Source organism: Pseudarthrobacter sp. B907, assembly GCF_040137805.1.
Lineage (GTDB): Bacteria > Actinomycetota > Actinomycetes > Actinomycetales > Micrococcaceae > Arthrobacter.
On record NZ_JBEEQE010000001.1, the window covers coordinates 73,351 to 97,388 of the forward strand.

Annotated in this window: 18 protein-coding genes, 2 tRNA genes, 1 pseudogene and 1 riboswitch; of the genes and pseudogenes, 2 read left to right on the top strand and 19 right to left on the bottom strand. The window is 69.4% G+C overall.

Annotated elements, in window-relative coordinates; all coding sequences use genetic code 11:
- Position 1 precedes the first annotated feature (1 nt).
- Positions 2-1,444 carry an aldehyde dehydrogenase family protein gene (locus tag ABLI39_RS00380; RefSeq protein WP_349411357.1) on the bottom strand — a complete coding sequence of 481 codons (1,443 nt, stop codon included), beginning with the start codon at positions 1,442-1,444 and terminating at the stop codon, positions 2-4.
- Positions 1,445-1,543: 99 nt separating this feature from the next.
- On the opposite strand from ABLI39_RS00380, the gene ABLI39_RS00385 reads away from it, so the two are divergent.
- A complete protein-coding gene (locus ABLI39_RS00385; protein WP_349411358.1) occupies positions 1,544-2,050 on the top strand; it encodes a DUF2004 domain-containing protein in 507 nt (168 codons plus the stop codon).
- A 125-nt stretch (positions 2,051-2,175) separates the two neighbouring features.
- Here the strand turns inward: ABLI39_RS00385 and metE are convergent, their stop codons facing one another.
- On the bottom strand, positions 2,176-4,509 hold the full coding sequence (gene metE / locus ABLI39_RS00390) for a 5-methyltetrahydropteroyltriglutamate--homocysteine S-methyltransferase (protein WP_349411359.1): 2,334 nt from the start codon (positions 4,507-4,509) through the stop codon (positions 2,176-2,178).
- Positions 4,510-4,556: 47 nt separating this feature from the next.
- Positions 4,557-5,531, bottom strand: a complete 975-nt coding sequence (locus ABLI39_RS00395) for a methylenetetrahydrofolate reductase (RefSeq protein ID WP_349411360.1) — start codon at positions 5,529-5,531, stop codon at positions 4,557-4,559.
- A gap of 405 nt (positions 5,532-5,936) precedes the next feature.
- On the opposite strand from ABLI39_RS00395, the gene ABLI39_RS00400 reads away from it, so the two are divergent.
- Entirely contained in the window at positions 5,937-6,140 is a 204-nt protein-coding gene (locus ABLI39_RS00400) for a hypothetical protein (protein ID WP_349411361.1), read from the top strand.
- A 51-nt stretch (positions 6,141-6,191) separates the two neighbouring features.
- Here the strand turns inward: ABLI39_RS00400 and ABLI39_RS00405 are convergent, their stop codons facing one another.
- The 16 genes and pseudogenes from ABLI39_RS00405 to ABLI39_RS00480 form a co-directional block, all read right to left on the bottom strand.
- A complete protein-coding gene (locus tag ABLI39_RS00405; RefSeq protein WP_349411594.1) occupies positions 6,192-7,394 on the bottom strand; it encodes an ROK family transcriptional regulator in 1,203 nt (400 codons plus the stop codon).
- A 190-nt stretch (positions 7,395-7,584) separates the two neighbouring features.
- Positions 7,585-8,739: a class I SAM-dependent methyltransferase gene (locus tag ABLI39_RS00410; RefSeq protein WP_349411362.1), complete on the bottom strand. Its 1,155-nt coding sequence runs from the start codon at positions 8,737-8,739 to the stop codon at positions 7,585-7,587.
- A gap of 9 nt (positions 8,740-8,748) precedes the next feature.
- Positions 8,749-9,871: pseudogene (locus tag ABLI39_RS00415) on the bottom strand (NAD(P)-binding domain-containing protein).
- A 63-nt stretch (positions 9,872-9,934) separates the two neighbouring features.
- Positions 9,935-10,007, bottom strand: a tRNA-Ala gene (locus tag ABLI39_RS00420).
- A gap of 185 nt (positions 10,008-10,192) precedes the next feature.
- Positions 10,193-10,265, bottom strand: a tRNA-Ala gene (locus ABLI39_RS00425).
- A 117-nt stretch (positions 10,266-10,382) separates the two neighbouring features.
- Complete coding sequence (gene rsfS, locus ABLI39_RS00430; protein WP_349411363.1) at positions 10,383-10,784, bottom strand: ribosome silencing factor; 402 nt, start codon at positions 10,782-10,784, stop codon at positions 10,383-10,385.
- Positions 10,785-10,905: 121 nt separating this feature from the next.
- Positions 10,906-12,186, bottom strand: coding sequence for a hypothetical protein (locus ABLI39_RS00435; protein ID WP_349411364.1), 1,281 nt, complete (start codon positions 12,184-12,186; stop codon positions 10,906-10,908).
- 7 nt (positions 12,187-12,193) lie between these two features.
- On the bottom strand, positions 12,194-12,823 hold the full coding sequence (gene nadD, locus ABLI39_RS00440) for a nicotinate-nucleotide adenylyltransferase (RefSeq protein WP_502935168.1): 630 nt from the start codon (positions 12,821-12,823) through the stop codon (positions 12,194-12,196).
- A 55-nt stretch (positions 12,824-12,878) separates the two neighbouring features.
- On the bottom strand, positions 12,879-13,112 hold the full coding sequence (locus tag ABLI39_RS00445; protein WP_349411367.1) for a hypothetical protein: 234 nt from the start codon (positions 13,110-13,112) through the stop codon (positions 12,879-12,881).
- A gap of 134 nt (positions 13,113-13,246) precedes the next feature.
- On the bottom strand, positions 13,247-14,581 hold the full coding sequence (locus ABLI39_RS00450) for a glutamate-5-semialdehyde dehydrogenase (RefSeq protein ID WP_349411369.1): 1,335 nt from the start codon (positions 14,579-14,581) through the stop codon (positions 13,247-13,249).
- Between the two features lie 26 nt (positions 14,582-14,607).
- Positions 14,608-15,759: a glutamate 5-kinase gene (gene proB, locus ABLI39_RS00455; RefSeq protein ID WP_349411371.1), complete on the bottom strand. Its 1,152-nt coding sequence runs from the start codon at positions 15,757-15,759 to the stop codon at positions 14,608-14,610.
- Positions 15,749-17,338: a GTPase ObgE gene (gene obgE / locus ABLI39_RS00460; RefSeq protein ID WP_349411372.1), complete on the bottom strand. Its 1,590-nt coding sequence runs from the start codon at positions 17,336-17,338 to the stop codon at positions 15,749-15,751. The genes proB and obgE overlap by 11 nt, the downstream gene beginning before the upstream one ends.
- Positions 17,339-17,452: 114 nt before the next feature.
- Positions 17,453-17,716 (bottom strand): 50S ribosomal protein L27, encoded by a 264-nt coding sequence (rpmA, locus tag ABLI39_RS00465; RefSeq protein WP_009372867.1) that lies wholly within the window; start codon positions 17,714-17,716, stop codon positions 17,453-17,455.
- Between the two features lie 61 nt (positions 17,717-17,777).
- The gene (gene rplU / locus ABLI39_RS00470) at positions 17,778-18,086 is read right to left on the bottom strand and encodes a 50S ribosomal protein L21 (RefSeq protein WP_138770443.1); all 309 of its coding nucleotides are present in this window, start codon (positions 18,084-18,086) and stop codon (positions 17,778-17,780) included.
- Between the two features lie 366 nt (positions 18,087-18,452).
- Complete coding sequence (locus tag ABLI39_RS00475) at positions 18,453-20,018, bottom strand: bifunctional hydroxymethylpyrimidine kinase/phosphomethylpyrimidine kinase (protein ID WP_502935169.1); 1,566 nt, start codon at positions 20,016-20,018, stop codon at positions 18,453-18,455.
- Between the two features lie 49 nt (positions 20,019-20,067).
- Positions 20,068-20,165: riboswitch (TPP riboswitch) on the bottom strand.
- 147 nt (positions 20,166-20,312) lie between these two features.
- Positions 20,313-23,621: an Rne/Rng family ribonuclease gene (locus tag ABLI39_RS00480; protein ID WP_349411373.1), complete on the bottom strand. Its 3,309-nt coding sequence runs from the start codon at positions 23,619-23,621 to the stop codon at positions 20,313-20,315.
- Positions 23,622-24,038 lie beyond the last annotated feature (417 nt).

A 24,038-nucleotide genomic window follows, 5' to 3' on the forward strand; every position in this document is an offset into this window, starting at 1 on the left:
CCTAGGGCTGGCCCGCGCCCTTCCTGGCCTTTTTGCCGGGCTTTTTGCCTGACTTGATGCTGAGTTTCCCGGCCGGCGCCACCAGGGTGCTGATGATCCGGTGCTTGGCCTTGGTGTAGGGCGGGTAGATCAACTCCAGCGTGTCCGGCCAGTGCGGCTTGGACAGGGTGGAGCGCTCGTGCGAGAAGGTCCTGAGCGAATGTTCGCCGTGGTAGGCGCCCATGCCGCTGTTGCCCACCCCGCCGAACGGCAGTCCGGGCACCGTCAGGTGCGCGGCCGGGACGTCGAAGCACAGCGCACCCGAGGAGGTCTGTTCGGAGAACGCCCGGCGCGTGCCGGCGTCGTTGCTGAACACGTACAGGGCCAGCGGCTTCGGGCCGGCATTGATCATCCGGATCGCCTCGTCCCGACCGTTCACCGGGACCAGCGGCAGCAGCGGGCCGAAGATTTCCTCCCCCATCACCGCGTCCCCGGGAGCCGGCCGGAGCAGGGTGGGGGCGAAGTGCCGGCTGGCGGCGTCGCGCCCGCCGCCATGGACCACGGTGCTGCCGTCCGCGAGCGCTGCCAGCCGGTCGAAGTGCCTGTCGTTGATAATCCGGCCGTAGGAGTCGCTCCGGGCCGAGTCCTCCCCAAAGAGGGCCCCGATCGCCTTGACCAGCTCGCGTTCCAGCGGGGCGAGCACGTCCTCCGTGGCGAGGATGTAGTCCGGGGCCACGCAGGTCTGCCCGGCGTTCATGAACCTGCCCCAGGCCAGCCGCTTGGCCGCCTTGGCCACGTCGGTGGAGGCGTCCACGTAGGCCGGGGACTTGCCGCCCAGTTCCAGGGTCACCGGGGTCAGGTGCTCGGCGGCGGCGCGCAGCACTGCCTTGGCCGCCGCCTCCCCGCCGGTGAAGAAAATGTGGTCGAAGCGGAGGGCCAGCAGCTCGGTCGTCTCGGGAATGCCGCCTTCAATGACCTGCGCTGCGCCCGGCAGGTACTCGGGAATCCAGCGGGCCAGGGCGGCGGAGGTGGCCGGGGCGTGCTCGCTGGGCTTGAGCACCACGGTGTTGCCCGCGGCCAGGGCCCCGGCCAGCGGCGCGAGCAGCAGCTGCAGCGGGTAGTTCCACGGGCCGATCACCAGCACCACGCCCAGCGGGGTGAGCTCGGTCCAGGCCTTGGCCGGCTGGACGGCGAGCGGCACGGACACCGGCCGGGGGCGCAGCCAGGTCTCCAGGTGCTTCTCCAGATGCGCGGCCTCGGCCGTGACAAAGCCGATCTCCGTCAGCTGAGCCTCGGTTTCGTGTTTGCCCAGGTCGCCGGCGAGCGCCGCGGCGAAATCCTCGCGCCGTTCGATCAGCATCCGCCGCAGGCTGCCGAGCTGCTCCAGCCGCCACGCCAGCGGACGGGTGGTTCCGTTGTCAAAAACTTCACGGGCACGGGCAACGGTGGCGGCGACGGTCTGCATCCGATCAATGTACCGGCCGCACGCCCCGCGGCGGGTCCGGTATCGGATAAATCCCCAGCGATGCTGGAACGGACCAGTTTTCAGGACTATGTTGAAGACATGAGCAAGGTAGCGAGCCAGCACTTTGGAGAGATCGAGCTCAACCACGGGCGTGACCATAATTTCGCCGCGAAACACGAACTCGCGGGCCAGCCCCTGGAACTTGACCTCAGTGTCAACGCGCATGACCACTTCGACGAGGCGGCCATGCACAAGGTTGACTACCGGCTGCGTTTCCTGCCCGAGCTCGTGGACCAGGTCCGCGACATGATCGCTGAGGAGCTGGAGCAGGAAGGCACCAGCCCGCAGGAATACCTCCGCTTCCACTGCAACGCCATCAAGCCCGAGCACCTAAAGCAGGTCTTCGGCGTGACCGACAAGGCGCAGCTGACCAACCAGGTCTTCCTCAAGGCCCTGAAGCTGGGCCATGTGGGCATCTTCCCCGGCCAGCCGGAGCGCTACTTCGTCTTGGACTTCACCCTGGGCTCACACTTCACCGATGAGGTCCTGGTGGCCTCCGCGGACGAGGACGGCGTCGTCGACGACGAGATCCTCTGGGAATCCTGATCGGCTGCTCCGTTCACGCCCTTTTGAGGGGCCATAAGGGCGTTTGCTCAGCAGCCTGGTAAAACGCGTACGACGGCGGGCGGCCACCTTGTGAGGTGGCCGGCCGCCGTAGGTGGCGCAGCAGGCTACTTGGCCGCTTCCAGCAGCTCGGCGCGGACCGTCTTGGCGGCGTGCACCAGGTTGCGCAGGGACTCCTCGGTCTCGGCGTAGCCGCGGGTCTTCAGGCCGCAGTCCGGGTTGACCCAGAGCTGGCGGGACGGGACGTGCTTGACCGCGGTGCTGAGCAGCTCGGTGACTTCCTGCTCCCCCGGGACGCGGGGCGAGTGGATGTCGTAGACGCCCGGGCCCACGCCGCGGCCGAAGCCGTGTGACTCGAGGTCGTGGACAACCTCCATGCGGGAACGGGCGGCCTCGATCGAGGTGACGTCGGCGTCGAGGCCGTCAATCGCGTCGATGATCGCGCCGAACTCCGAGTAGCACAGGTGCGTGTGGACCTGGGTGGCGTCCGCGGCGCCGGCGGTCGCGAGCCGGAAGGACTTCACGGACCAGTCCAGGTACGCGGCCTGCTCGGCCTTGCGCAGCGGGAGGAGTTCGCGCAGCGCCGGCTCGTCGACCTGGATGACCTTGATGCCGGCGGCTTCGAGGTCCGCGATCTCGTCCCGGAGCGCCAGGGCCACCTGGTTGGCGGTCTCGCCGAGGGGCTGGTCGTCGCGGACGAAGGACCACGCCAGGATGGTGACCGGGCCGGTGAGCATGCCCTTCATCGGCTTGTTCGTCAGGGACTGCGCGTAGCTGGCCCATTCAACGGTGATCGGGGCGCTGCGGGTGACGTCGCCCCAGAGGATGGACGGGCGGGTGCAGCGGGAGCCGTAGGACTGGACCCAGCCGTGCACGGTGACGTCGAATCCCTCGAGGTTCTCGGCGAAGTACTGGACCATGTCGTTGCGTTCGGGTTCGCCGTGGACCAGGACGTCGAAGCCGAGCTCTTCCTGGAGTTCCACCACGCGCTTGATCTCGTCCTGCATGAGCTGCTCGTACTGCTCCGTGCTGAGTTCGCCCTTGTTGGCGCGGGCCCGGGCGGTGCGGATCTCGGCGGTCTGCGGGAAGGAGCCGATGGTGGTGGTCGGCAGCGGCGGCAGGTGCAGGGCCTCGGTCTGCGCGGCCTCGCGGACGCCGTAGGCGGAGCGGCTGAAGTCGGCGTCGGTCAGGGCCGCGGTTCGGTTCCGGACCTCGGCGCGGCGGACGCCGTCGGCCGCGGCGCGGTCGGCGATGATGCGGGTGGCCTCGTCGATGGCCGGACGGACGGCATCAGGGTCGGTCAGGAGCCCGGCGAGGGTGACCACCTCGGCGGCCTTCTGGTCGGCGAAGGCGAGCCAGCTGCGCAGCTGCGCGGAGAGCTGGACTTCCTCCTCGACGTCGTGCGGCACGTGCTGGGTCGACGTAGAGGTGCTGACGGCCAGCTTGGCGACGGACTTCTGCAGCTCGGCGATCTTGGCCGCGGAGGCGGCAAGGTCGTTGCGCCAGATGTTGTGGCCGTCCACGACGCCGGCGACGAGGGTCTTGTTGCCCAGCGCGGCCAGCGCGGCGGCCGAGGGGACCTCACCCTTGAAGACGTCCAGGTGCAGGGCGTCGATGCCGGTGGCCGCGAGGGTGCCGAGCTGGCCGCCCAGCGCGCCGTACGGGGTGGAGACGAACAGCTGCGGGCGGTTCGCGGTGGCGGCGAGAACCTCGTAGGAGCGGGCGACGGCGGCGTCGATTTCCGCTGCCGGGGTGTCCTGGTCCACCACGAGGGCGGGCTCGTCGAGCTGGACCCAGCTCGCGCCGGCGGCGGCCAGCTTCTGGAGCAGGGCGGTGTAGACCGGGAGGACGTCCTCGAGGCGGGACAGCGGGCTGAACCCGGCCGGGGCGTCATCGGAGGCCTTGCTCAGCAGCAGAAAGGTGACCGGTCCGACGAGGTACGGCCGGGTTTCCACCCCGTTGGCGAGGGCGTAGGCGAATTCCTCGACGATCCGCTCGGAGGTCGGCGCGAAGCTGGTCTCCGGGCCGATTTCCGGGACGAGGTAGTGGTAGTTGGTGTCGAACCACTTGGTCATTTCCAGCGGCTGCTGGTCCTTGGTGCCGCGGGCGAGGGTGAAGTAGCCGTCGATGTCGAGCTGGCCGTCGGCGTCCAGGAGGTTGCCGAAGCGGGCGGGCACGGCGCCGAGGTGGGCTGCCGCGTCGAGGACCTGGTCGTAGTAGGAGAAGGTGCCGGGGACGGCGGCGGCCTCGGTCAGGCCCAGGCCCTGCAGGCGCTTGGCGGTGCCGAGCTGGATGTCCTTGGCGGCGGCGTCCAAGGCCGCGGCGTCGATCTTGCCGGCCCAGTAGGCCTCGACGGCCTTCTTGAGCTCGCGGCGGCGGCCGATGCGCGGGTAGCCGAGGATCGAGGCGGACGGGAAGGGGGTGTTGTGCTGTTCAGTCATGGGAAAGTCCTTGGGTTTTGTCGTCAGGTTGCGTCGGAAGCGGATGGTCAGCTGGCGAGCTGCTGGCCGGCGCCGCGGCGCGCGGCCCCGGTGCGGTTGCCGGCCCGGTGCGGGCGCGGCAGCGCAAGCTTGTCCAGCACGTCGAGGGCGCTGGCGTGCTCATTGAAGGTGTAGAGGTGGAGGCCCGGGGCTCCGGCGTCCAGTGCCGCGTTGGCCAGGTCCACGGTGGCCGCGACCCCGATGCGGTTGCGTTCGGCGTCGGTCTCGGCGGCCGAGAGCTTTTCGATCAGCTCCGGGGCCGGCTCCACGCCGGTGAGTTCGCCGAGGCGGGTGAGCCGGCGGATGCTGGTCAGCGGCATCACCCCGGGGACGATCGGGATGGTGACGCCGGCACGGCGTGCCCGGGTTAGGAGCTGCGCATACTGCTCGGTGTGGAAGAAGACCTGGGTGATGGCGAAGTCCGCGCCGGACCGCTGTTTGGCGAGCAGCACCTCGACGTCGTGCGCCTCACTCGGTGATTCGGGATGCCGGGTGGGATAGGCGGCGACGCCGACTGCCACTTTGCCGGCGCAGAGCAGCGCCGAGCGGCGCTGTTCGACGCGTCGGATCAGTTCGATCAGGTCCTGGGCGTACCGGAGCGAGCCGTCCGCCGGGAGTTCGCCGTCCCTGGGCTGGTCCCCGCGCAAGGCGAGGATGCCGCGGACGCCGACGTCGAGCAGTTCGCCGATGATTTCGGCGAGCTCCTGAGGGGTGTTGCCCACGCAGGTCAGGTGCGCCAGCGGGCGCAGCGAGGTTTCCTGCACCAGGCGTCGGACAAGTTCGACGGCGGTGCCCCGGTTGGAGCCGCTCGCACCGTAGGTCACCGACACGTAGTCGGGGCTGGTGGCTTCCAGTTCGGCGATGGTGGTCCAGAGCGTTTCCGCGGCCGCGGGAGACCGGGGCGGGAACAGCTCGTACGACAGGGCCAGAGGGGCCGCGCCGGCGAGATTGGGATGTGCGTCGATAAGGCTTGGTGGTGACATTTGCGTCCTTGGCTGTGAGCCATTGCCGCCAGCTGAGGCCGGAAAACCGGCCGGCGCTGCCGCCAATGAGTTGAGTTTGGGGAACACGGAGGAAACTTCAGCAGGGCGCAGCCGCGACTGTTACGCCTGGTACGAAGTTGTCCGTGAGCAAATGTCAGGCCCACATGGGGGCACCCACACCCTCCTTGGCCGCCGCTGGGATTGCTCCAGTGGGCTGGCCTGCAGCGGAGGATCGCTGACACGTTACCGCGGTAACTTGACTACGACTCTAAGGGCCGGGAAAGCGGCAAACAAGTCGGACGCCGAATTAAGACGCGTCTTTACGCAGCTGTGACGGTCGGGACAGAAGATTATTCGCCCCCAAGGGCCCTCCCCTTGTCCGCGGCGCAGGTCTATCCTGATGCCATGATTCAGCTTCCAGCCAGTTACCAGGAGTATCTCGCAGGCAAGAGCGAGAGTTTTATCAACACGGTCCGGCCGGTGCTGATGCAGTCCGCCGCGGACAAGCTGCACGGTGTCAAGGTGTCTTACAACCGGGGTCCCACCGGGCACCAGGCGCACGTGGACGAGGCGATCCCCTTCGGCACCGTCATCGAGGACATCGACTGAATTGGTGTTGACGGTGACGGCGCTGCCGGCGGCGGCGTCTGAGGGCGGGCCCTAACCCTCCAGCAGCAGGCGCTGGGAGCGGGGCGCCAGGGTGTGTTCGAGGACCAGGCACGCGGCGCCGATCGCACCCACGTCCTCGCCCACGCCCGTGCCCACCACTTCGATCCCGTGGATCTTGCAGGTGGCGCTGTTCTCGCCGACGAGGCCCGGGATCAGCTCCAGGTAGGCCGGCGCGAGGCAGGTCCAGAACGGTCCGCCAAACACCACCCGGTCTACATCCAGGGCGTTGGTGACCGCGGAGATGGCCCGGCCGACCAGCACAGCGGATTTCCGGATGATCTCCAGTGCGGCCTCGTTCCCGCCGTAGGCCAGCGCGCAGAGTTCCGCGAAGCTTTCCTGCACCGCCGGGGCGCTCCGGTCCGCGCGGGAGCCGTCCAACACCCCGGCTGCCTCGGCCTGGGCCACCAGGACCTGCGGGATGGCCGAGGATTTCACGCAGCCGCGCTGGCCGCAATCGCACAGCGGCCCGTCCGGGTCCACGATGATGTGGCCGATTTCGCCGGCGTTGCCGGAGGTGCCGCGGATGACCTCGTCGTTGAGGACCAGACCGCAGCCTATGCCGGTGCCCATGTACATAAAGACGAAACTGCCGGCACCGCTGGGGCCGCCGGCCCATGTTTCGGCCACGGCGGCGCTGGTTACGTCCTTGTCCAGGATCGTGGAGAGTCCGGTCGCCTCGGCCAGGGCGTCGCGCAACGGAACGCGCTCCCAGCCCGGCAGCAGCGGCGGATCCACCACGGCGCCTTCGACCAGGTCGATGGGCCCGGGCGAGGCGACACCCAGCCCTGCGACCTTGGAACGGTCCACCCCGGAGTCCTCGACCAGCTGCTTGATCTCGGCGGCGATGGTGTCGATGATGGAGCCCGGATCCGTGCGGGAGGGGGTCTTGATCCGGGAGTGCTTGACGACGGCGCCGACGAGGTCCAGCACAACGAAGGTCAGGACGGCGGGGTCGAGGTGGACGCCCACGGCGTACATGCCGCCGGGGTTGAGCCTGAGCATGGTCCGCGGTTTTCCGGGCCCGGTGCCTTCCTTGCCCGCCTCGACGATGAGGTTCTGGTCCAGCAGCCGGCGGGAGATGTTGGAAATGGTTTGCGGCGAGAGTCCGACGATCTGCGCGAGTTCCACCCGGCTGAGGCCGCCCGGGGCGCGCCGGATCGCGTCGAGGATGACGGTGAGGTTGAAATCCCCCATCCGGGGGAGGTTCGTTCCGCGCCGCGGCGAGGGTGTGCGGATCTCAGTCACTGATACCTCTAAACGTCTTCGGCCAAGCACTGCTGATTCCAGAATCGTACGTTACCCGCGGCCCGAGCCCCATAGAGCGGCTTCACAGTCGGGCTGTTTTCTGCCCGGCCGGCCGGCGCTGCCGCCAGCGCGGTCTGGGCTACGGCCTGCGGACGCTCGCGGTGACGGTGAATTTCGCATTGCGGCCTACCTGGCGGGTGGGCCCGACCAGCCGTTCCAGCGCCGGCTGGTAGTGCAGGTGGCTGTTGAACACGGTCCAGAGTTCGCCGCCGGGGGCCAGGACCCGGGCGGCGGCTTCGATCAGCTTGAGTCCTGCCCCGGCGTGCACGGTGGCCCCGAGGTGGAAGGGCGGGTTGAGCAGGACCAGGCCGGCGCCGGCGTCGGGCAGGGTGCTCATGGCGTCGTCCTGCAGCACGTCGAGCCGGGCGTCGAGGCCGTTGGCGCGGGCCGTTTCCCGGGCCGATTCGACGGCGGCCGCGGACCTGTCGGTGGCCGTGACACGGGCGTCCGGGTGGCTTCGGGCGTACATAGCGGCGAGGATTCCGGTCCCGCAGCCCAGGTCGACGGCGTGCCGGACGGCGGGCATCTCCGGCAGGAATCCCAGCAGGAAGCGGGTGCCGATGTCCAGCCCGGTGCCGGCGAACACGGCGCCCCGGGCGCAGACGGTGAGGTCCAGCTCGGCGTTGCGCTCGGTGACCGGGAAGGGCGGGACGGCGGCGACCGTTTTGGGGGCGCGGGCGAGCAGGATCCGGGATTTTTGCCGCGCCAGCTGCGGCTGCACCTCGCCGAAGTAGCGTTCCAGCACGGCGTTCATGCCGAGGCTCATGTGCTTGACCCGGCCGCCGGCCAGCAGCACCACCCCGGGCGCGGCGTGCCGGGCGACGGCGTCGGCGATCTCCTCGAGTTCGGCGAGGGACTTGGGCAGCTGGAGCAGCACCAGTCCGGCGCCGTCCAGCGCAGCGTCCAGCGGGAGTTGGTCGAACCCTTCGGTGATCCCCACGAGTTCGGCGTTGTGGCGCAGCGCGCGTTCGCCGGTGACCAGGTCCTCGTGTACGCGGACCCCGCCCGCCTGCGTGCCCGGCCCGCCCAGCGCCAGCAGGCCGAGGGTCAGCGCACCGTACCGGTCGCCGACGACGGCGGTCGTGGCGCCGGGTGCGATGACACCGGCGGCCTGTAGCTCGGCCGCGGTGTCCAGCAGCAGCCTGTCGGTGGCGTCCCAGGCCTGCAGGTTGGCGGCCTCGACATCGGGGAACCGCCGCAGCCGGGGGAAGAGTTGTTCGAGCGTATTTTGCACCGTTTTACGTTATCCCGAACCGGACAGCAGTTTGACGATCCCGGCCACGGCGGCCCGGCCTGCGCGGTTGGCCCCGATGGTGGATGAGGAGGGGCCGTAACCCACCAGGTGCACCCGGGGTGCCGCGGCGACCTGCGTTCCGTCCATCGCGATGCCGCCGCCGGGCCCGCGCAGGTGCAGCGGTGCGAGGTGCTCCAGCTCGGCCCGGAAGCCGGTGGCCCAAAGGATGACGTCGGCGGCCAGGAAACTGCCGTCCGCGAGCCGCACTCCCCCGGGTTCGATGCCGGTGAACATGGGGTTGCGCCGGAGCACACCGCGCTCGGCGGCGGCGCGCAAGGTTGGGGTCCAGATCAGGCCGGTGACGGCCACGACGCTCTGCGGCGGCAGTCCCTGCCGGACCCGCTCTTCGACGAGGGCGACGGCGCCGTGGCCGGCCTGCCGGTCGAAGGCGGTCGCGCCAGACGGGTTCACGCCGGGTGAACCAGGTGGTGGTGGTGACGTGGGAAATTTCCTCGAGCAGGCCGACGGCGGAGATGCCCCCGCCGACCACGAGCACGTGCTGGCCGCGGAACTCCTCGGCCGAAACGTAGTCCGCCACATGCAGCTGCCGGCCGCGGAAGCTGGACTGGCCCGGGTAGATCGGCCAGAACGGCCGGGTCCAGGTGCCGGTGGCGTTGACCACGGCCCGGGCTGACCAGGCGCCGCGGGAGGTGACAACACGCAGCCGTCCGGCCGGATTGCTATCCTCGCGGCTGACCGAGCGCACCTTCACGGGGCGCCGGATGGCCAGACCCAGCTCGGTCTCGTAGTCGCCGAAGTAGCGGCTCAGGAAGCTGGAGCTCGCCTCTTGCGGGTCCACCGAGGGCTGCGGGATGCCGGGGAGATCGCTGATGCCGTTCACGGTGGCCATCAGCAGGCTTTTCCAGCGGTGGCGCCAGGCGCCTCCGGGGCCGTCCTCGGCGTCGAGCACCACATACGTCAGCGGGCCTGCGGCGCTGCCGCCGCCGTGGGCGGCACCCTGGTCGGCGTCGTCAGCCGGGACGAAACCGCGGCGCTGCAGGTGGTAGGCGGCGGACAGTCCGGCCTGCCCCGCGCCAATGACCACAACGTCGGCCAGGCGCTCTTCGTTCACGGTCCCATCCTAGGTGAGGGTTAAACCAGCAGGGTCCCGCTCATTGAGCGGGACCCTGTTCGGTGGAGCTGAGGGGACTCGAACCCCTGACCCCCTGCATGCCATGCAGGTGCGCTACCAGCTGCGCCACAGCCCCGAACTTGCCGCTGATCCCGCCGGCCGAAGGCCGATTCGATCAAGCAACCTGATTAGCTTAATCTACATTTGCCCGTGACGCTAATCGGGGCGCGGCGCGTCGTGCAGCGCGCCACCGCCGGCGTCGTGGCACCGGCTGGGCACAAAAAATCCGCCGGAATCTTTCGATTCCGGCGGATCATCCGGTGGAGCTGAGGGGACTCGAACCCCTGACCCCCTGCATGCCATGCAGGTGCGCTACCAGCTGCGCCACAGCCCCGAATTTTCGCTGCTCCGATTTCGTTCTCCCCGAAGCAACTCAAATATCTTAGATCAGCACTTCTGAAAATTCCAAATCGGGCATATTCAGGCTCTGGCGCTGCGGCGGCCGGGCCGGCTACTCGGTTTCGGTGGCCGCGCCGGCCTTTGCCGAGGCGTCGTCGCCGAGCTGCAGGTCAACCACCGGGCAGTCCTTCCAGAGGCGCTCCAGGGCGTAGAACACGCGGTCCTCTTCGTGCTGGACGTGGATCACGACGTCGGCGTAGTCCAGCAGCACCCAGCGGCCGCCGGAGCGTCCCTCGCGGCGGACCGGCTTGAGGTCGAACTTGGACAGTTCATCCTCGATGCCGTCGACGATCGCGTTGACCTGGCGCTCGGACGGCGCCGAGGCGATCAGGAACACGTCCGCCAGGGCGAGCCGTTCGCTGACGTCGAGGGCCACAATGTCCTCGGCCAATTTTTCCGCTGCCGCACGGGCTGCGTGGCGGGCTGTGGCGATGGATGAATCGGTTGCAGTCACGGGACTCCTTGGTGAAATTGGAAATTCTTGAGATGTAGAAACTCTTAGACGGGGAAGCTGAACGGTCCGTAAGCGCTACCTGGCGGACCGGCGCGGCACGGGGTCGTTGCGGGGTTGGCGGCTAGTGGGCCATTCCGGTGATGATCAGGATGATTCCGGCGATGAGTGCGAGCACGCCCAGGGCCAGGACGCCGAGCTGGAGGGCGCGCAGGCGCTGTGCCCTGCCCAGTCCGGCTGTGGCGGCGTCAAGCGGATCCAGCCCATAGGCGGCGTTGGCAGCCACGGGCGGCCGGGCCGCGAAGTCCTCCTCGGTTACCGGGGCGTCTGGAACCGGCTGGGCGGCCGACACGGCCGGCCGGGTACCCGCCTGCGCGGCAGCCTCCGCCCGGGCCAGGACGCCTGCCCGGCCTTTCACCGGTCCGGCATCCCGCAGCCGGGACAGGCCCGGACGGCGAGAGGTTTTCGGCTGGACCTTGGGGCTGGAGTTGGTGGCGACCGGCACGTGTGACGTGGCAGGGCGCTTCATCACCGGCCGTTCGACGCCGGGAACCTCGACGAATTCCAGCGGAGTGACCATGGCGAGGTTGCTCGCCGTCGAGGGATCGTTGCGCTGCGGCGGCTGGCTGTTCTGTTCGGCCAGCTTCTGCTTGGCCGCGGCCCGCCGGTTGAGCACGGCGGCACGCTCGGCCAGGGCGATCTGCTCGGCAAGCACCTCCGGGTTGACGGCGTCGGGGTCCGTAGCGGCGATGTGCTCCATCTTCGCCACCTGGTTGCGGGCCTGCGCGGCCAGGAGCTCACGCGCGGCCAGGGCCTGCTCGACGCTCATGCCTTCCGGCAGCTTCCCGCCGGGGCCGGGAACACCGCCGTCGGGGTCGGCATCCTGCGTAGCCGGGGCGGCCTGGACCTCCGGTGCAGCGGCAGCCGGCGCGACGACGGGGTGCGAGCGGGTCCGCGGCGAGGGCATCGGCACAATGGGGTTGGCCGAGGTGGCGGGGGCCGTTTCCTCGGCAAGCTGCTGGAGCCGGAGCTGGCGGCGCGTGGGCGGCCCGCCGGGGGAAAGCTGGCCTTCCTTCTCGGCGAGTTCCTTGATGGTGCGCAGGGCCGCGCGGTCGCGGGCGCGGATCTGGGACGACCGCTGGGCAGCCGAAGTGGTCCGGACCGAGTCCACCGGGCCGGGGATCCGGCGGCGGCCGGTGGTTTCGGCCTCGGTCGGCTCCTCGGGCCGCTCGGAGAAGGCAGGGTTCGCGCTGTCCTCGGCCGTACCGGAGCCGGCCGCAGCGGCGCGCTCCGGGGCAGGCGGAACAGCACCGGGCGCGCCGGCGCCGGGGTCCACTTCCTGGCGTTCATCCCTGGCCAGGCGCAATTCGCGGCGGCTGCGGATGGGAGGCTGTTCCTGACTCATTGAAGGCTCATTCGGTGCTGGCGGTTTGGTTTACTTCTTGGACGGGGCGGAACTCTTGGCTGTCCGGCTGGGGATCGGGCCCGCCGTCGTACAGGTCATACTTGGCGATGTACTGGACCACGCCGTCGGGCACGAGGTACCAGACGGGGTTTCCTGCGGCGACGCGTGCCCTGCAGTCCGTGGAGGAAATCGCCATGGCAGGCACTTCCAGCAGGCTGACGTCGTCGCGGCCCATGCCGTCCAGCACGTGCCCCGGGCGTGTCACCCCAACGAAGTGCGCGAGCGACCACAGCTCGTCGATGTCCTTCCAGGACAGGATCTGGGCCAGCGCATCGGCGCCGGTGATGAAGAACAGGTCCGCATCGGGGCGCAGGGTGCGCAGGTCACGCAGCGTGTCGATGGTATAGGTGGGGCCGGGGCGGTCGACGTCCACCCGGCTCACCGTGAAGCGCGGGTTCGACGCTGTGGCGATGACGGTCATGAGGTACCGGTGCTCGGCCTCGCTGACCTTTTTGCTGCTCTTCTGCCAAGGCTGCCCGGTGGGCACAAACACCACTTCGTCGAGGCCGAACTTCGCCGCGACCTCACTGGCCGCGACGAGGTGGCCGTGATGGATCGGATCAAACGTGCCGCCCATCACACCCAGCCGCAGGCGGCGCGTTGCGCCGTGCTGCTTCACGGTGGCGGAAATATTAGTGGCCCTGGCCGTGGTCGTGCTTGTTCGGGTGCTGGCGGTGCGGGTCCGCGTGCTCCTCAACGGCTTCGTGGCGGTTGCCGAGGTTGCCGTAGGACAGCGTGATGAACATCAGGACCAGCAGGATCGCGAACATGGTGCCACCGATAACGAACGGCGGCGCAATGAGCGGCGCGAGTTCTTCGTGTTCGCCGGCCGCGGCGATGGATGTGGCGATCTGCTGCAACAGCATGTTCTCCCCTAGTGAGTTCACAATTTATGACGGTTTTACGGCAGGTTTACGTCGGGTTCACGACTGATTTACGACTGATTTACGTCGCAGAAAGGTCCCGCCGTTCCTGGCTTCCCTTCCATGTTACCGCGTTGCTATGCCCGGATCTGGCCTTCGCCCTGCACGATCCACTTCGTGGTGGTGAGTTCGGTCAAGCCCATCGGACCGCGGGCGTGCAGCTTTTGCGTCGAAATGCCCACCTCGGCGCCCAGGCCCAGCTCGCCGCCGTCGGTGAACCGCGTGGAGGCGTTCACGATCACGGCCGCGGAATCGATCTCGGCGATGAAGCGCTCGGCGTTGGCAAGGTCGTTGGTGAGGATCGCCTCGGTGTGCCCGGTGGACCAGGTGCGGATGTGCTGCACCGCCTCGTCCAGGCTGTCCACCATGGCCACGGCCAGGTCGAGATCCATGTATTCGGTGGCCCAGTCCGCCTCGGTGGCGGCAACGGACTCCACCCCGGGGCCGAGCGCGGCCCGGATCCGTTCGTCCGTGTGCAGGGTGACGCCGGCGGCCCGCAGGGCGGCAGCGACGGCGGGCAGCACGGTGGAGCCCGAATGGACCAGCAGGGTCTCGACGGTGTTGCAGACGCTGGGGCGCTGGGTCTTGGCGTTGAGCAGGATCTCGACGGCCATCTCCTCGTCCGCCGAGGCGTCGAGGAAGATGTGGACGTTGCCTTCGCCGGTTTCGATGACGGGCACCGAGGAGTTCATCACCACGGTCTGGATAAGTTCGCGTCCACCGCGGGGAATCAGCACGTCCACCCGGCCACGGGCCCGCATCAGGACATTCGCACCCTCGCGGCCGAACTCGTCGACGCTCTGGACCGCATCCGCGGGCAGCCCCACCGAGTCCAGTGCCTCGCGGAGCAGACTTACCAGCGCGGCGTTTGTGGCGGCGGCGGCGCTGCCGCCGCGCAGGATGACGGCGTTGCCGCTTTTGAGCGCCAGCCCGGCAATATCGACGGTGACGTTGGGACGAGCCTCGTAGATCGCGGCAACCACGCCCATCGGCACGTTGACCTGGCGCAGCCGCAGCCCGTTCGGGAGGGTCTGGCCGCGGACCACGTTGCCCACCGGGTCGGGGAGGTTGGCGAGGTTTTCCAGGGCGGCGGCGAGGGCCTGGACCCGCGCGTCCGTGAGGGTGAGGCGGTCCAGCAGCGCGGCCGAGGTGCCGTTGGCGCGACCGGCCGCGACGTCCTTGGCGTTGGCGGCCAGAATCCGGTCCTTGTATTCCAGCAGCGCGGCGCCGACGGCGCGCAGGCCGCGGTCCTTCCACGCCCGGTTGGCGCGTGCCATCCGGCGGGAGGCCACCCGGGACCGGTCGGCGATGGCATGCACGGCGGCCTCGACGCCCGTTGCGGCCGACGGGACGCCTTCGGCGGGCGCGTCGTGAACCGGCAGGTCGGGGTGCGAAGTCAGGGCCTCAGTCATGCTCCAAGTTTAGGCGAGCAGCGGGCTTAGACCAGCACCAGGTCGTCAACATGAACAACTTCACGGTCATACCCGCGCCCCAGCGTCTTGCCGAGTTCACGGGTGGAACGGCCCAGCATCTGCGGCAGCTCGGCGGCGCCGTAGTTCACGAGGCCGCGGGCGATCACGGTCCCGTCGGTGCCGACCATCTCGACGGCGTCGCCCGCTTCGAAGTCGCCGTGCACGGCGGAGATCCCGGCCGGCAGCAACGAGGTGTGGCGGTCCCGCACGGCCCGGACGGCGCCGTCGTCGAGCACCAGGGTGCCCTGCACGGAGGCCAGGTGGGCGAGCCAGAGCAGCCGGATGGGCTTGCGGGCGCCGTTGACCGAGAACCAGGTGCCCACGTCCTCCCCCGCCAGTGCGGCGGCGGCGTTCGCGGTGGAGGTCACGAGGGCGTGGATCCCGGAGCCGGCGGCGATGGACGCGGCCTCGACTTTGGTGACCATGCCGCCGGTGCCGACGCCGGCTTTGCCGGTGCTGCCGATCGAGATCCCTTCGAGGTCGTGCGGGCCGGCGACGTGGGCGATCCGCCGGGCACCGTGCGAGGGCGGGCCGTCGTAGAGCGAATCGACGTCGGAGAGCAGTACGAGCGCGTCGGCGCGGACCAGGTGCGCCACCAGGGCCGCGAGCCGGTCGTTGTCGCCGAAGCGGATCTCATGGGTGGCGACGGTGTCGTTTTCGTTGACCACCGGGACCACGCCCAGGTTCAGCAGCCGGTCCAGGGCACGGAAGGCGTTGGTGTGCTGGCTGCGCCGCATAAAATCGTCGGCGGTGAGCAGCACCTGGCTCACGGTCACGCCGTGGGCGCCGAAGGCGTGGGTGTAACGGGCCATCAGGAGCCCCTGGCCCACGCTGGCGGCGGCCTGCTGGGTGGCGAGGTCGCGGGGGCGCTTGTCCAGGCCCAGCGGCGCCAGCCCGGCGGCGATCGCCCCGGAGGAGACGAGGATGATCTCGGTGCCGGCGTTGCGTTTGTGCGCGAGGGCGTCGGCGAGGTCGGTGAGGGCTTCCTCGGCGATGCCGCCGCGGATGGACGTCAGCGAGGAGGAGCCGACCTTGACCACAATCCGGCGGGCGCCGGAGAGCACGGCGCGGCTGGGCGACTCGGCCGCGCCGGGCACAGTGACCGCGTTACTCGTCATCGGCTTCGCCGAGTCCACTCTCCTTGAGCGGCTGCCGGGCGCGCCGGGCACTGACCGATTCGGTCCAGATGCCGGCCTTGCGTTCGGCTTCGAGCTCGGCCCGGGCGGCGGCCTTGGCGTCGCGGCGCTCTTGCTGGTCCTCGCGCTTCTGGCCACGGGTGGGGCGGTCGCCGATGTCGGCGAAGCGCACGTCGGTGCCGCGCGGGGATGCCAGCAGTTCGGCGCCGGCCATCATGGTCGGCTCCCAGTCGAAGACGACGCCGTCGTCCTCGCCGATGACGACCATGTCGCCCGGCTTGGCGCCCTGCTTGAAGAGTTCGTTTTCGACGCCGAGCTTGGCGAGGCGGTCGGCGAGGTAGCCGATGGCCTCCTCGTTGGTGAAGTCGGTCTGCTTGACCCAGCGCACCGGCTTCTCGCCGAGGACGCGGAACAGCGGCTCGAGGTTCTTCTCCTCGCGGCGGATGGTGAAGCCGCTCTCGTTGACGGCGCGGGGCCGCAGCACGGGGGCCTGGACCTTGGGCGGGGTTGCGGCGACGGCGTCGCGGGCGGCCTTGACGATCTCCGCCATGGCGAAGCCCAGCTGGCGGAGGCCCTCATGGCTGGTGGCCGAGATTTCGAAGACCTTGTAACCGCGCTTTTCGAGTTCCGGGCGGACGAATTCGGCCATGTCCTTGCCGTCGGGCAGGTCCACCTTGTTCAGGGCGACCAGGCGCGGGCGGTGGTTCAGCGGCACGACTTCGCCGTCGGTGCCGGCGTAGCTCATGTCCACGGCGTACTTTTCGAGCTCTGCCTCGATCACGGCCAGGTCCGAGAGGGGGTCGCGGTCCGATTCCAGCGTGCCGCAGTCCAGCACGTGCACCAGCGCGGCGCAGCGTTCGACGTGGCGGAGGAAGTGGTGGCCCAGGCCCTTGCCTTCGCTGGCGCCTTCGATCAGGCCCGGGACGTCGGCAATGGTGAAGCGCACGTCGCCGGCCTGGACGACGCCGAGGTTGGGGATCAGGGTGGTGAAGGGGTAGTCGGCAATCTTGGGCCGCGCCGCGGACATGGCCGCGATCAGGCTGGACTTGCCGGCGGAGGGGAACCCGACCAGGGCGATGTCGGCGATGGACTTCAGTTCCAGGACGATGTCGCTGGATTCGCCTTCGATGCCGAGCAGGGCGAAGCCGGGGGCGCGGCGCTTCTGCGAGGAGAGCGCGGCGTTGCCGAGGCCGCCGATGCCGCCGGCCGCGGCGATGAATTCGGCGCCTTCACCCACCATGTCAGCCAGGACGGTGCCGTCCTTGCTCTTGACGACGGTGCCTTCGGGAACGGGCAGGACCAGGGTCTCGCCGTTTTTGCCGCCGCGCCAGTCCCCCATGCCGGGGCCGCCGTTGGTGGCGTGCCGGTGCGGGGCGTGGTGGTAGTCGAGCAGGGTGGTGGTCTGGGGGTCCACGCGCAGGATGACGTCGCCGCCGTTGCCGCCGTTGCCGCCGTCGGGGCCGCCAAGTGGCTTGAACTTTTCGCGGTGGACGGAGACACAGCCGTGGCCGCCGGTACCGCCGGATACGTGCAGTACTACCCGGTCTACAAAGCTCGCCACGTGGATCTCCTCAGTGCTGTTCCTCGGGTCCCAGGGGCCCAAGATGATTGTAATGCGGTTAAAACACCGGTGGAGCGGACCTATTGGCCCGCCCCACCGATTTAGAACTTGTTGTTACTCTGCAGCTGCAGCAGCCACGATGTTCACAACGCGACGACCACGGCGGGTGCCGAACTCGACAGCACCGGGGGTCAGGGCGAACAGGGTGTCGTCGCCGCCGCGGCCGACGCCGGCGCCCGGGTGGAAGTGGGTGCCGCGCTGGCGGACGATGATCTCGCCTGCGGAAACTACCTGGCCGCCGAAGCGCTTGACGCCGAGGTACTGGGCGTTGGAGTCACGACCGTTGCGAGTGGAGCTCGCGCCTTTTTTATGTGCCATTTGGAATGCCTGCCTTCAAAAATTCTGGGGAAACTGTTGGAACCTGATCAGTAACGGGGAGTTACTTGATACCGGTGATCTTGACCTTGGTCAGTTCCTGACGGTGACCCTGGCGCTTCTTGTAACCGGTCTTGTTCTTGAACTTCTGGATAACGATCTTGGGACCACGGAGGTCTTCCAGGATCTCAGCCGTAACCGTTACCTTGGCCAGGTCCTTGGCTGCAGTCGTGACCTTGTCACCGTCCACCAGGAGCAGTGCGGGCAACTCAAAGGTGCTGCCGGCTCCACCGGGGACGCGGTTCAGGGTAACGAAGTCTCCAACGGAAACCTTCTCTTGGCGGCCGCCTGCGCGGACAATCGCGTACACCACTGGGGAACTCACTTCTCTCGACGTTTATTACTAGATTTGCGTGCGGAACCTGGCGCCAAAGTCTTTGGACCGGCTCACGCTGTGCCTCAACGCCGGTGGATTCCCCGGGGGAACCCATGAGCTATCCCGTGGAAAGTCCTGCCCGCAGGGCGGGTGAACAGTTCCTCAAGGTCATAACCCAAGTGTTGGCGTAAGCACCGAAGATCTAGACTACGCTAATTTTGCCTTCGGCCGCAAACGAGGCCGGTCCCGGCGGTAGTGCGTGACGGACGCCACACACTGTCCCCGAAGGGCCAAAGTGGTGGCATCGCAGCGACTTCCGGAACCGCGCCCCATCATCGTACCGGCCGCATCCCGCCGGGCCGCTCAGGCGTGCAACCTCGGCGCGTCGAAGAACTCCACCTCGTACCGGCAGGACTGCCCGAAAGCGAGGGCCATGGCGCTGCGCTCGGCCTCGGAACCCCGCCGGCCCGCCGCGTCCGTGTACCTGATCGCCTGCCGGGTCGACTCCGCGAAGGCCTCGTCGGCGTAGGTGCGCAGCCAGTCCGCGTAGGGGTGACCCACCGGGGCGCCGGCGCCAAGGAACTCCCGGTGCAAGGTGGCGCCCACCTCGGCGTAGAGCCAAAAGCACGGCAGCGCCGCGGCCACCAGCACGCCGTAGCTGCCGGCGAGCGAGGCCGCGTGCAGATGGTCCACGTAGGCCTTGGTGACCGGTCCCGGCGTTCCCGCCACTGCCCGGCCTCCCAGCCAGTTCCGGTGCAGCTCGGACTCCACTTCGAGGCACTGCTGCGCCGAACGGGACCAGAACAGCTGTTCGGCTTCCGACGGCGCGAGGGCGGCCGCGCGCGACAGCACCCGGGAGTAGCCGTTGAGGTAGAGGGCGTCCTGGCCGAGGTAGTAGGCGAACTCCTGTTCCGGCAGGGAGCCGTCCACGAGGCCGCGGATGAAGTCCAGGGCGTAGATCGCGTCCAGCCCGCCGGCGGCGTGCCCGTCGAGGACCGCGGCGAAGTCCCCCTCGCGGGCGAAGGCGGATGCGGAGGGCGAACCGCCCTGCTGCAGGTGGTGGAAATGGTGCACCGGACCGTTGCCGCGTCCGACGTCGAGGCGCCCGGCCTCCCGCAGCGCGCCCAGCAGCCACGGCTTGGCCTCACGCAGCGACGCCTCCCAGTCCCCCGTCCGGACTTGCACCGTGGCCAGCGCCGAGGACAGCGAGCAGCCGGTGCCGTGGCTGTTGCGGGTGGCGATCCGCTTGCCCGGCACCACCACCGTCTCCGCACCAAGCAGTCCCCCGGTGTTGACGAGCGCGTCCGGGCAGCCTGCGCCGTCGTCGTCAGCGCCGGTGTCCTGGAGGTGGCCGCCCTTGACCAGCACGGTGGAGCCGGTCAGCGCCGCGAGCCGTTTGCCCTGGTCCAGCGCCTCGTCCCAGTCCGCGGCGGGTTCTTCGCCAAGCAGCATGGCCAGTTCCGCCAGGTTCGGGGTGATGAGGTCCGCGAGCGGAAGCAGGGCCCGCAGGGCGGTCTCGGCCGATTCCTGCAGCAGCCGGTCGCCGCTGGTGGCCACCATCACCGGGTCCAGGACCACGACGGCGGGGCGGACCTCCTCAAGCCAGGCCCGGACGGCGTCGATCACGACGGCGTCGCCGAGCATGCCGATCTTGACGGCGTCGATGGTGATGTCCTCGCTGATGGCGTCCAGCTGGGCGGTGAGGAAGGACGCGGGCGGCACGTGGACGGACCGGACGCCCTGGGTGTTCTGGGCCGTCAGCGCGGTAATGGCCGCCATGCCGTAGCCGCCATGCGCGGCGATGCTCTTCAGGTCCGCCTGGATGCCGGCGCCGCCGGAGGGGTCCGAGCCCGCAATGGCGAGGACCCGCGGAATCGTCGGCAGAACGGGTTCGCCGGGGGCGGCAGACGGGAACGTGGACTGCAGGATGGACGCGGGCCGGGCCGGTCCTGCCTGCTCGGTTGCGGCTGGCTGGGTCGATGAAATCAAGAGACATCCCTTCGCCGGTGCTAACCGGACAGGTTCAACGGGTCTGGATCTCAGCCGGCTCGTTGCGCGGCACCCCGTGTCAGTCCCCCAGCCTAGCGGTCCGTGCCAGGCTCTGTCCGCACCGCTGCGGTTGTTACCGTGCGCCCGTTAACGAACTCGCGGGTACCGTCCGGGCTCGACGCAATGTTGCGTCTAGCCCGGTCGATACCCGCGAGTGGCGGTGTCTGCCCGGTGCTACAGCTCCGAGGCGGGAACGCCGACGCCGAGGATGATTGGCTCGCTGGCGGCCGGTTTGGCGGCCACCTTCGCCGGCTCAGGGGCCTTGGCCTCGTGGACCGAACCGGCAACGGCCGACGGAGCAGTCGCGCGCTGCTGCACGGACGTCTCGTTGGCGGCGCCCTGGGCGCGGCTGGCGCTCCGGTTCCGGCGTACCCGGCGCGGCGGGGTGGTGTCCGCCGCGGCGGCCTGCACTACGGGAGCCTTGGCAGCTTCCTGCCTGACCGGTGCCTGCGCAGCGGGAGCCTTTGCGGCTTCCTGACGGACCGGTGCCTTGGCGGCTTCCTGGCGGGCGGGCGCCTGCGGCTCGCGGGTGCGGGCACTCGGGGCCTGGATCCGTGCGGTTCGGGCGCGTCCCCGGCCACGGGTGGCACGGGACGGCGCCGCGGCGGCGGCTTCGGCGGCTTCCGCTGCAGGGGCCTGCTCGGCGGCCTCAGCTTGGGCTTCGGGTGCTTCCGCGCCCTGTTCCGCTGCCGCCGGCTTGCCGGCCTCGGCGTCGCCCAGGTTGGCGAAGGCCTCGGTGAGCAGGTCCAGGGTCAGCGCCGGCTGCTGCGCTTCCTCGGCGTGCTCGACGAACGGCAGGGCAACCTGCTCGCCGCCGAAGGTCAGCACGGCGGCCGGACGCCCGGCAGCTTCCTCCGTCGAGGCAACTTCCACGGCCGCGTTCAGCGCCGCCTGGCGGGTTTCGGCGTCGGGCGCAGCCGTCGCGTCGCCGTCGTGCAGGTGGGCGGCGTGTGCGGCGGCGGCGATGTTCGCAAGCGCCGCGCGGGTAGCCTCCGCCTTGGCGTGGCGCTCGGCCTCGGTGGGCTCCGGGTGCACTGCAACGGGCGCGGACTGCTCGTCCGAACCCTGGCCACCCCGGCCGCGGCGGCGCTTGCGCTCGGTACGCGCGGGGGGCTGGTGTTCGGCCCGCGGGACGTGGTGTTCGGCGGCGACGGTGTTGGCACGGCGGTGCTCGACGGGCTCGTCATGGGTGACGACGCCGCGGCCGGCGCAGGCTTCACACTGTTCGCCGAAGACTTCCAGCAGCCCGGTGCCCATCCGCTTGCGGGTCATCTGCACGAGCCCTAGGGAGGTCACCTCCGCCACCTGGTGCTTGGTCCGGTCGCGGCCCAGGCACTCCACCATGCGGCGCAGCACGAGGTCGCGGTTGGATTCGAGCACCATGTCGATGAAGTCGATCACGATGATGCCGCCGATGTCCCGGAGTCGGAGCTGCCGGACGACTTCCTCGGCCGCTTCCAGGTTGTTCTTGGTGACGGTTTCCTCGAGGTTGCCGCCGCTGCCGGTGAACTTACCGGTGTTGACGTCCACCACGGTCATGGCTTCGGTGCGGTCGATCACGAGCGAGCCGCCGGAGGGCAGGAAGACCTTGCGGTCCAGTGCCTTGTGGATCTGCTCGTCGATGCGCCAGGCCGCGAAGATGTCCGTGTCCTTGGTCCACTTCTCGAGCCGGCCCACCAGGTCCGGAGCCACATAGGTGACGTAGGCCTCGATGGTGTCCCAGGCTTCCTCGCCGGAGACGATCAGCTTGGAGAAGTCCTCGTTGAAGACGTCGCGGACCACCTTGATGGTCAGGTCCGGTTCGCCGTAGAGCAGCTCGGGGGCCAGGATCTTCGTAGACGTGGACTGGCTCTCGATGCCTTCCCACTGGGCGCGCAGACGGTTGATGTCGTGCGTCAGCTCTTCCTCGGAGGCACCCTCGGCGGCGGTGCGGACGATCACCCCGGCGCTCTCCGGCAGGCGGTCCTTGAGGATCCGCTTGAGGCGGTTCCGTTCGACGTCGGGCAGCTTGCGGGAGATGCCGGTCATGGAGCCGCCGGGCACGTACACGAGGTAGCGGCCGGGCAGGGAGATCTGGCTGGTGAGGCGGGCGCCCTTGTGGCCGACGGGGTCCTTGGTGACCTGGACCAGTACGGAGTCCCCGGACTTGAGCGCGTTTTCGATCCGGCGCTGCTTGCCCTCGAGGTTGACGGCGTCCCAGTTGACCTCGCCGGCGTAGAGCACGGCGTTGCGGCCGCGTCCGATGTCGACGAACGCGGCTTCCATGGACGGCAGCACGTTCTGGACCTTGCCCAGGTAGACGTTGCCGATCAGGGAGTCCTGCTGGGTCTTGGAGACAAAGTGCTCGGCCAGCACGCCGTCCTCCAGGACGCCGATCTGGATTCTGTCGTCGCGCTGGCGGACGATCATCTGGCGGTCCACGGATTCGCGGCGGGCCAGGAACTCGGCCTCGGTGATGACCGTGCGGCGGCGGCCGGTGTCGCGGGACTCGCGGCGGCGCTGCTTCTTGGCCTCGAGGCGGGTGGAGCCCTTGACGGAGGTGACGCGGTTGCTGGGCGGGGCCTCGCTGATCGCGCGCGGGGCACGGACCCGGGTTACCGTGTTGGGCGGATCGTCGTCCCCGCCGCCGGTCAGTTCGAGGTCCTGGTCGCCGCGGCGGCGACGGCGGCGGCGGCGCGAGGTGACGCCGTCTTCGAGGGTGCCCTCGGTATCCTCACCGGACTCGGCGGCGTCTTCGGTTCCGCCGTCGGCGTCGGTGTCCGCCTCGCCGGCGCGGCTGCGGCCGCGGCGTCCACGGCTGCGACGGCGGCGGCGGCTGCCCGCGTCGTCACCCTCGGATTCGTCGTCCTCGTCCTCCGTTTCCTCGGCTGCGGCCGGGGCGGGGCGGACGACGGCGGTCAGGTCCGGGGCCTGGAAGATCATCGAGGTGACGGCGCCGGGCGCGAGGAAGAGTGACGGGGCCTCGGTGGCTTCGGGGGTATCCGCAGCAGGGGCGGCCTCGGCCGCGGCGTCGGCGGCAGCGAGGACCGGCTCGGCGGCTGGGACGGATTCTGCCGGCGCGGCGGCGTCCTCGGTCTCCTCGGCCACGGGGGCCGCCTTCTTGGCGCGGGAGGCGCGGCGGCGGACGGGCTTCTCCGGGGCTTCTTCGGCTGTGGGCTGCTCAGCCGGGGCGTCAGCGGGCGCCTCTTCAGCTGCTGCAGCTGGTTCGGCGGCGGCGGGCTCTGCTTCGGCTTCGATCTTTTTCCGCGACCGGCCCCGGCGGGCCGGGGCCTTCACCGGCTCGGCTGCCGCGGGGCTGTCGGCGACGGCGTCGGATGTGCCGGCTGCTGCTTCTGCGTCCGCAGCGGGGGCTTCCTCCTTGGCCGCGGCCTTGCGCCGGGTCCGGGTGGCCTTCTTCGGCGCCTCCGTTGCTGCGGCGGTTTCCGTTGCTTCCTCGGTAACAGTTGCTTCGTCGTTACCGGCTACAAGCTGGTCATTATCCATATGTGGCGACACTCCTGCCCCTGATGTACCGCCACATCCGGCACCCGCGGGGGCAAATATTTGTCAACACCCGCAGGCATTGACAGAAGTCAATTGAGTACCCCCAGGTTCGCACCGGCAGTGGGGTGCGGCAGCCCTGGAAGGCCGGCGAGATTGTGCTGAACCCGTTGATCAGTACGTCACAACCAGGTGCCGTCCAATGGCATTGCGGGATAGGACGGATCGAGGGACCCGAAGTATGCCCTGCTCATCATTGGCGGTCTTGAAAACAAAGTCGCCGGACTGAGACGCGAATGTGGATCATGTCCCAGCCACGTTCATTGTCTCACAAGAGCCGCCAAAGCCGGGCTAAGCGGGGCATCCGTCCCGCGCCGCGCACCGAATCACTAGTGCCGGCACAACACCCATCCCGATTCG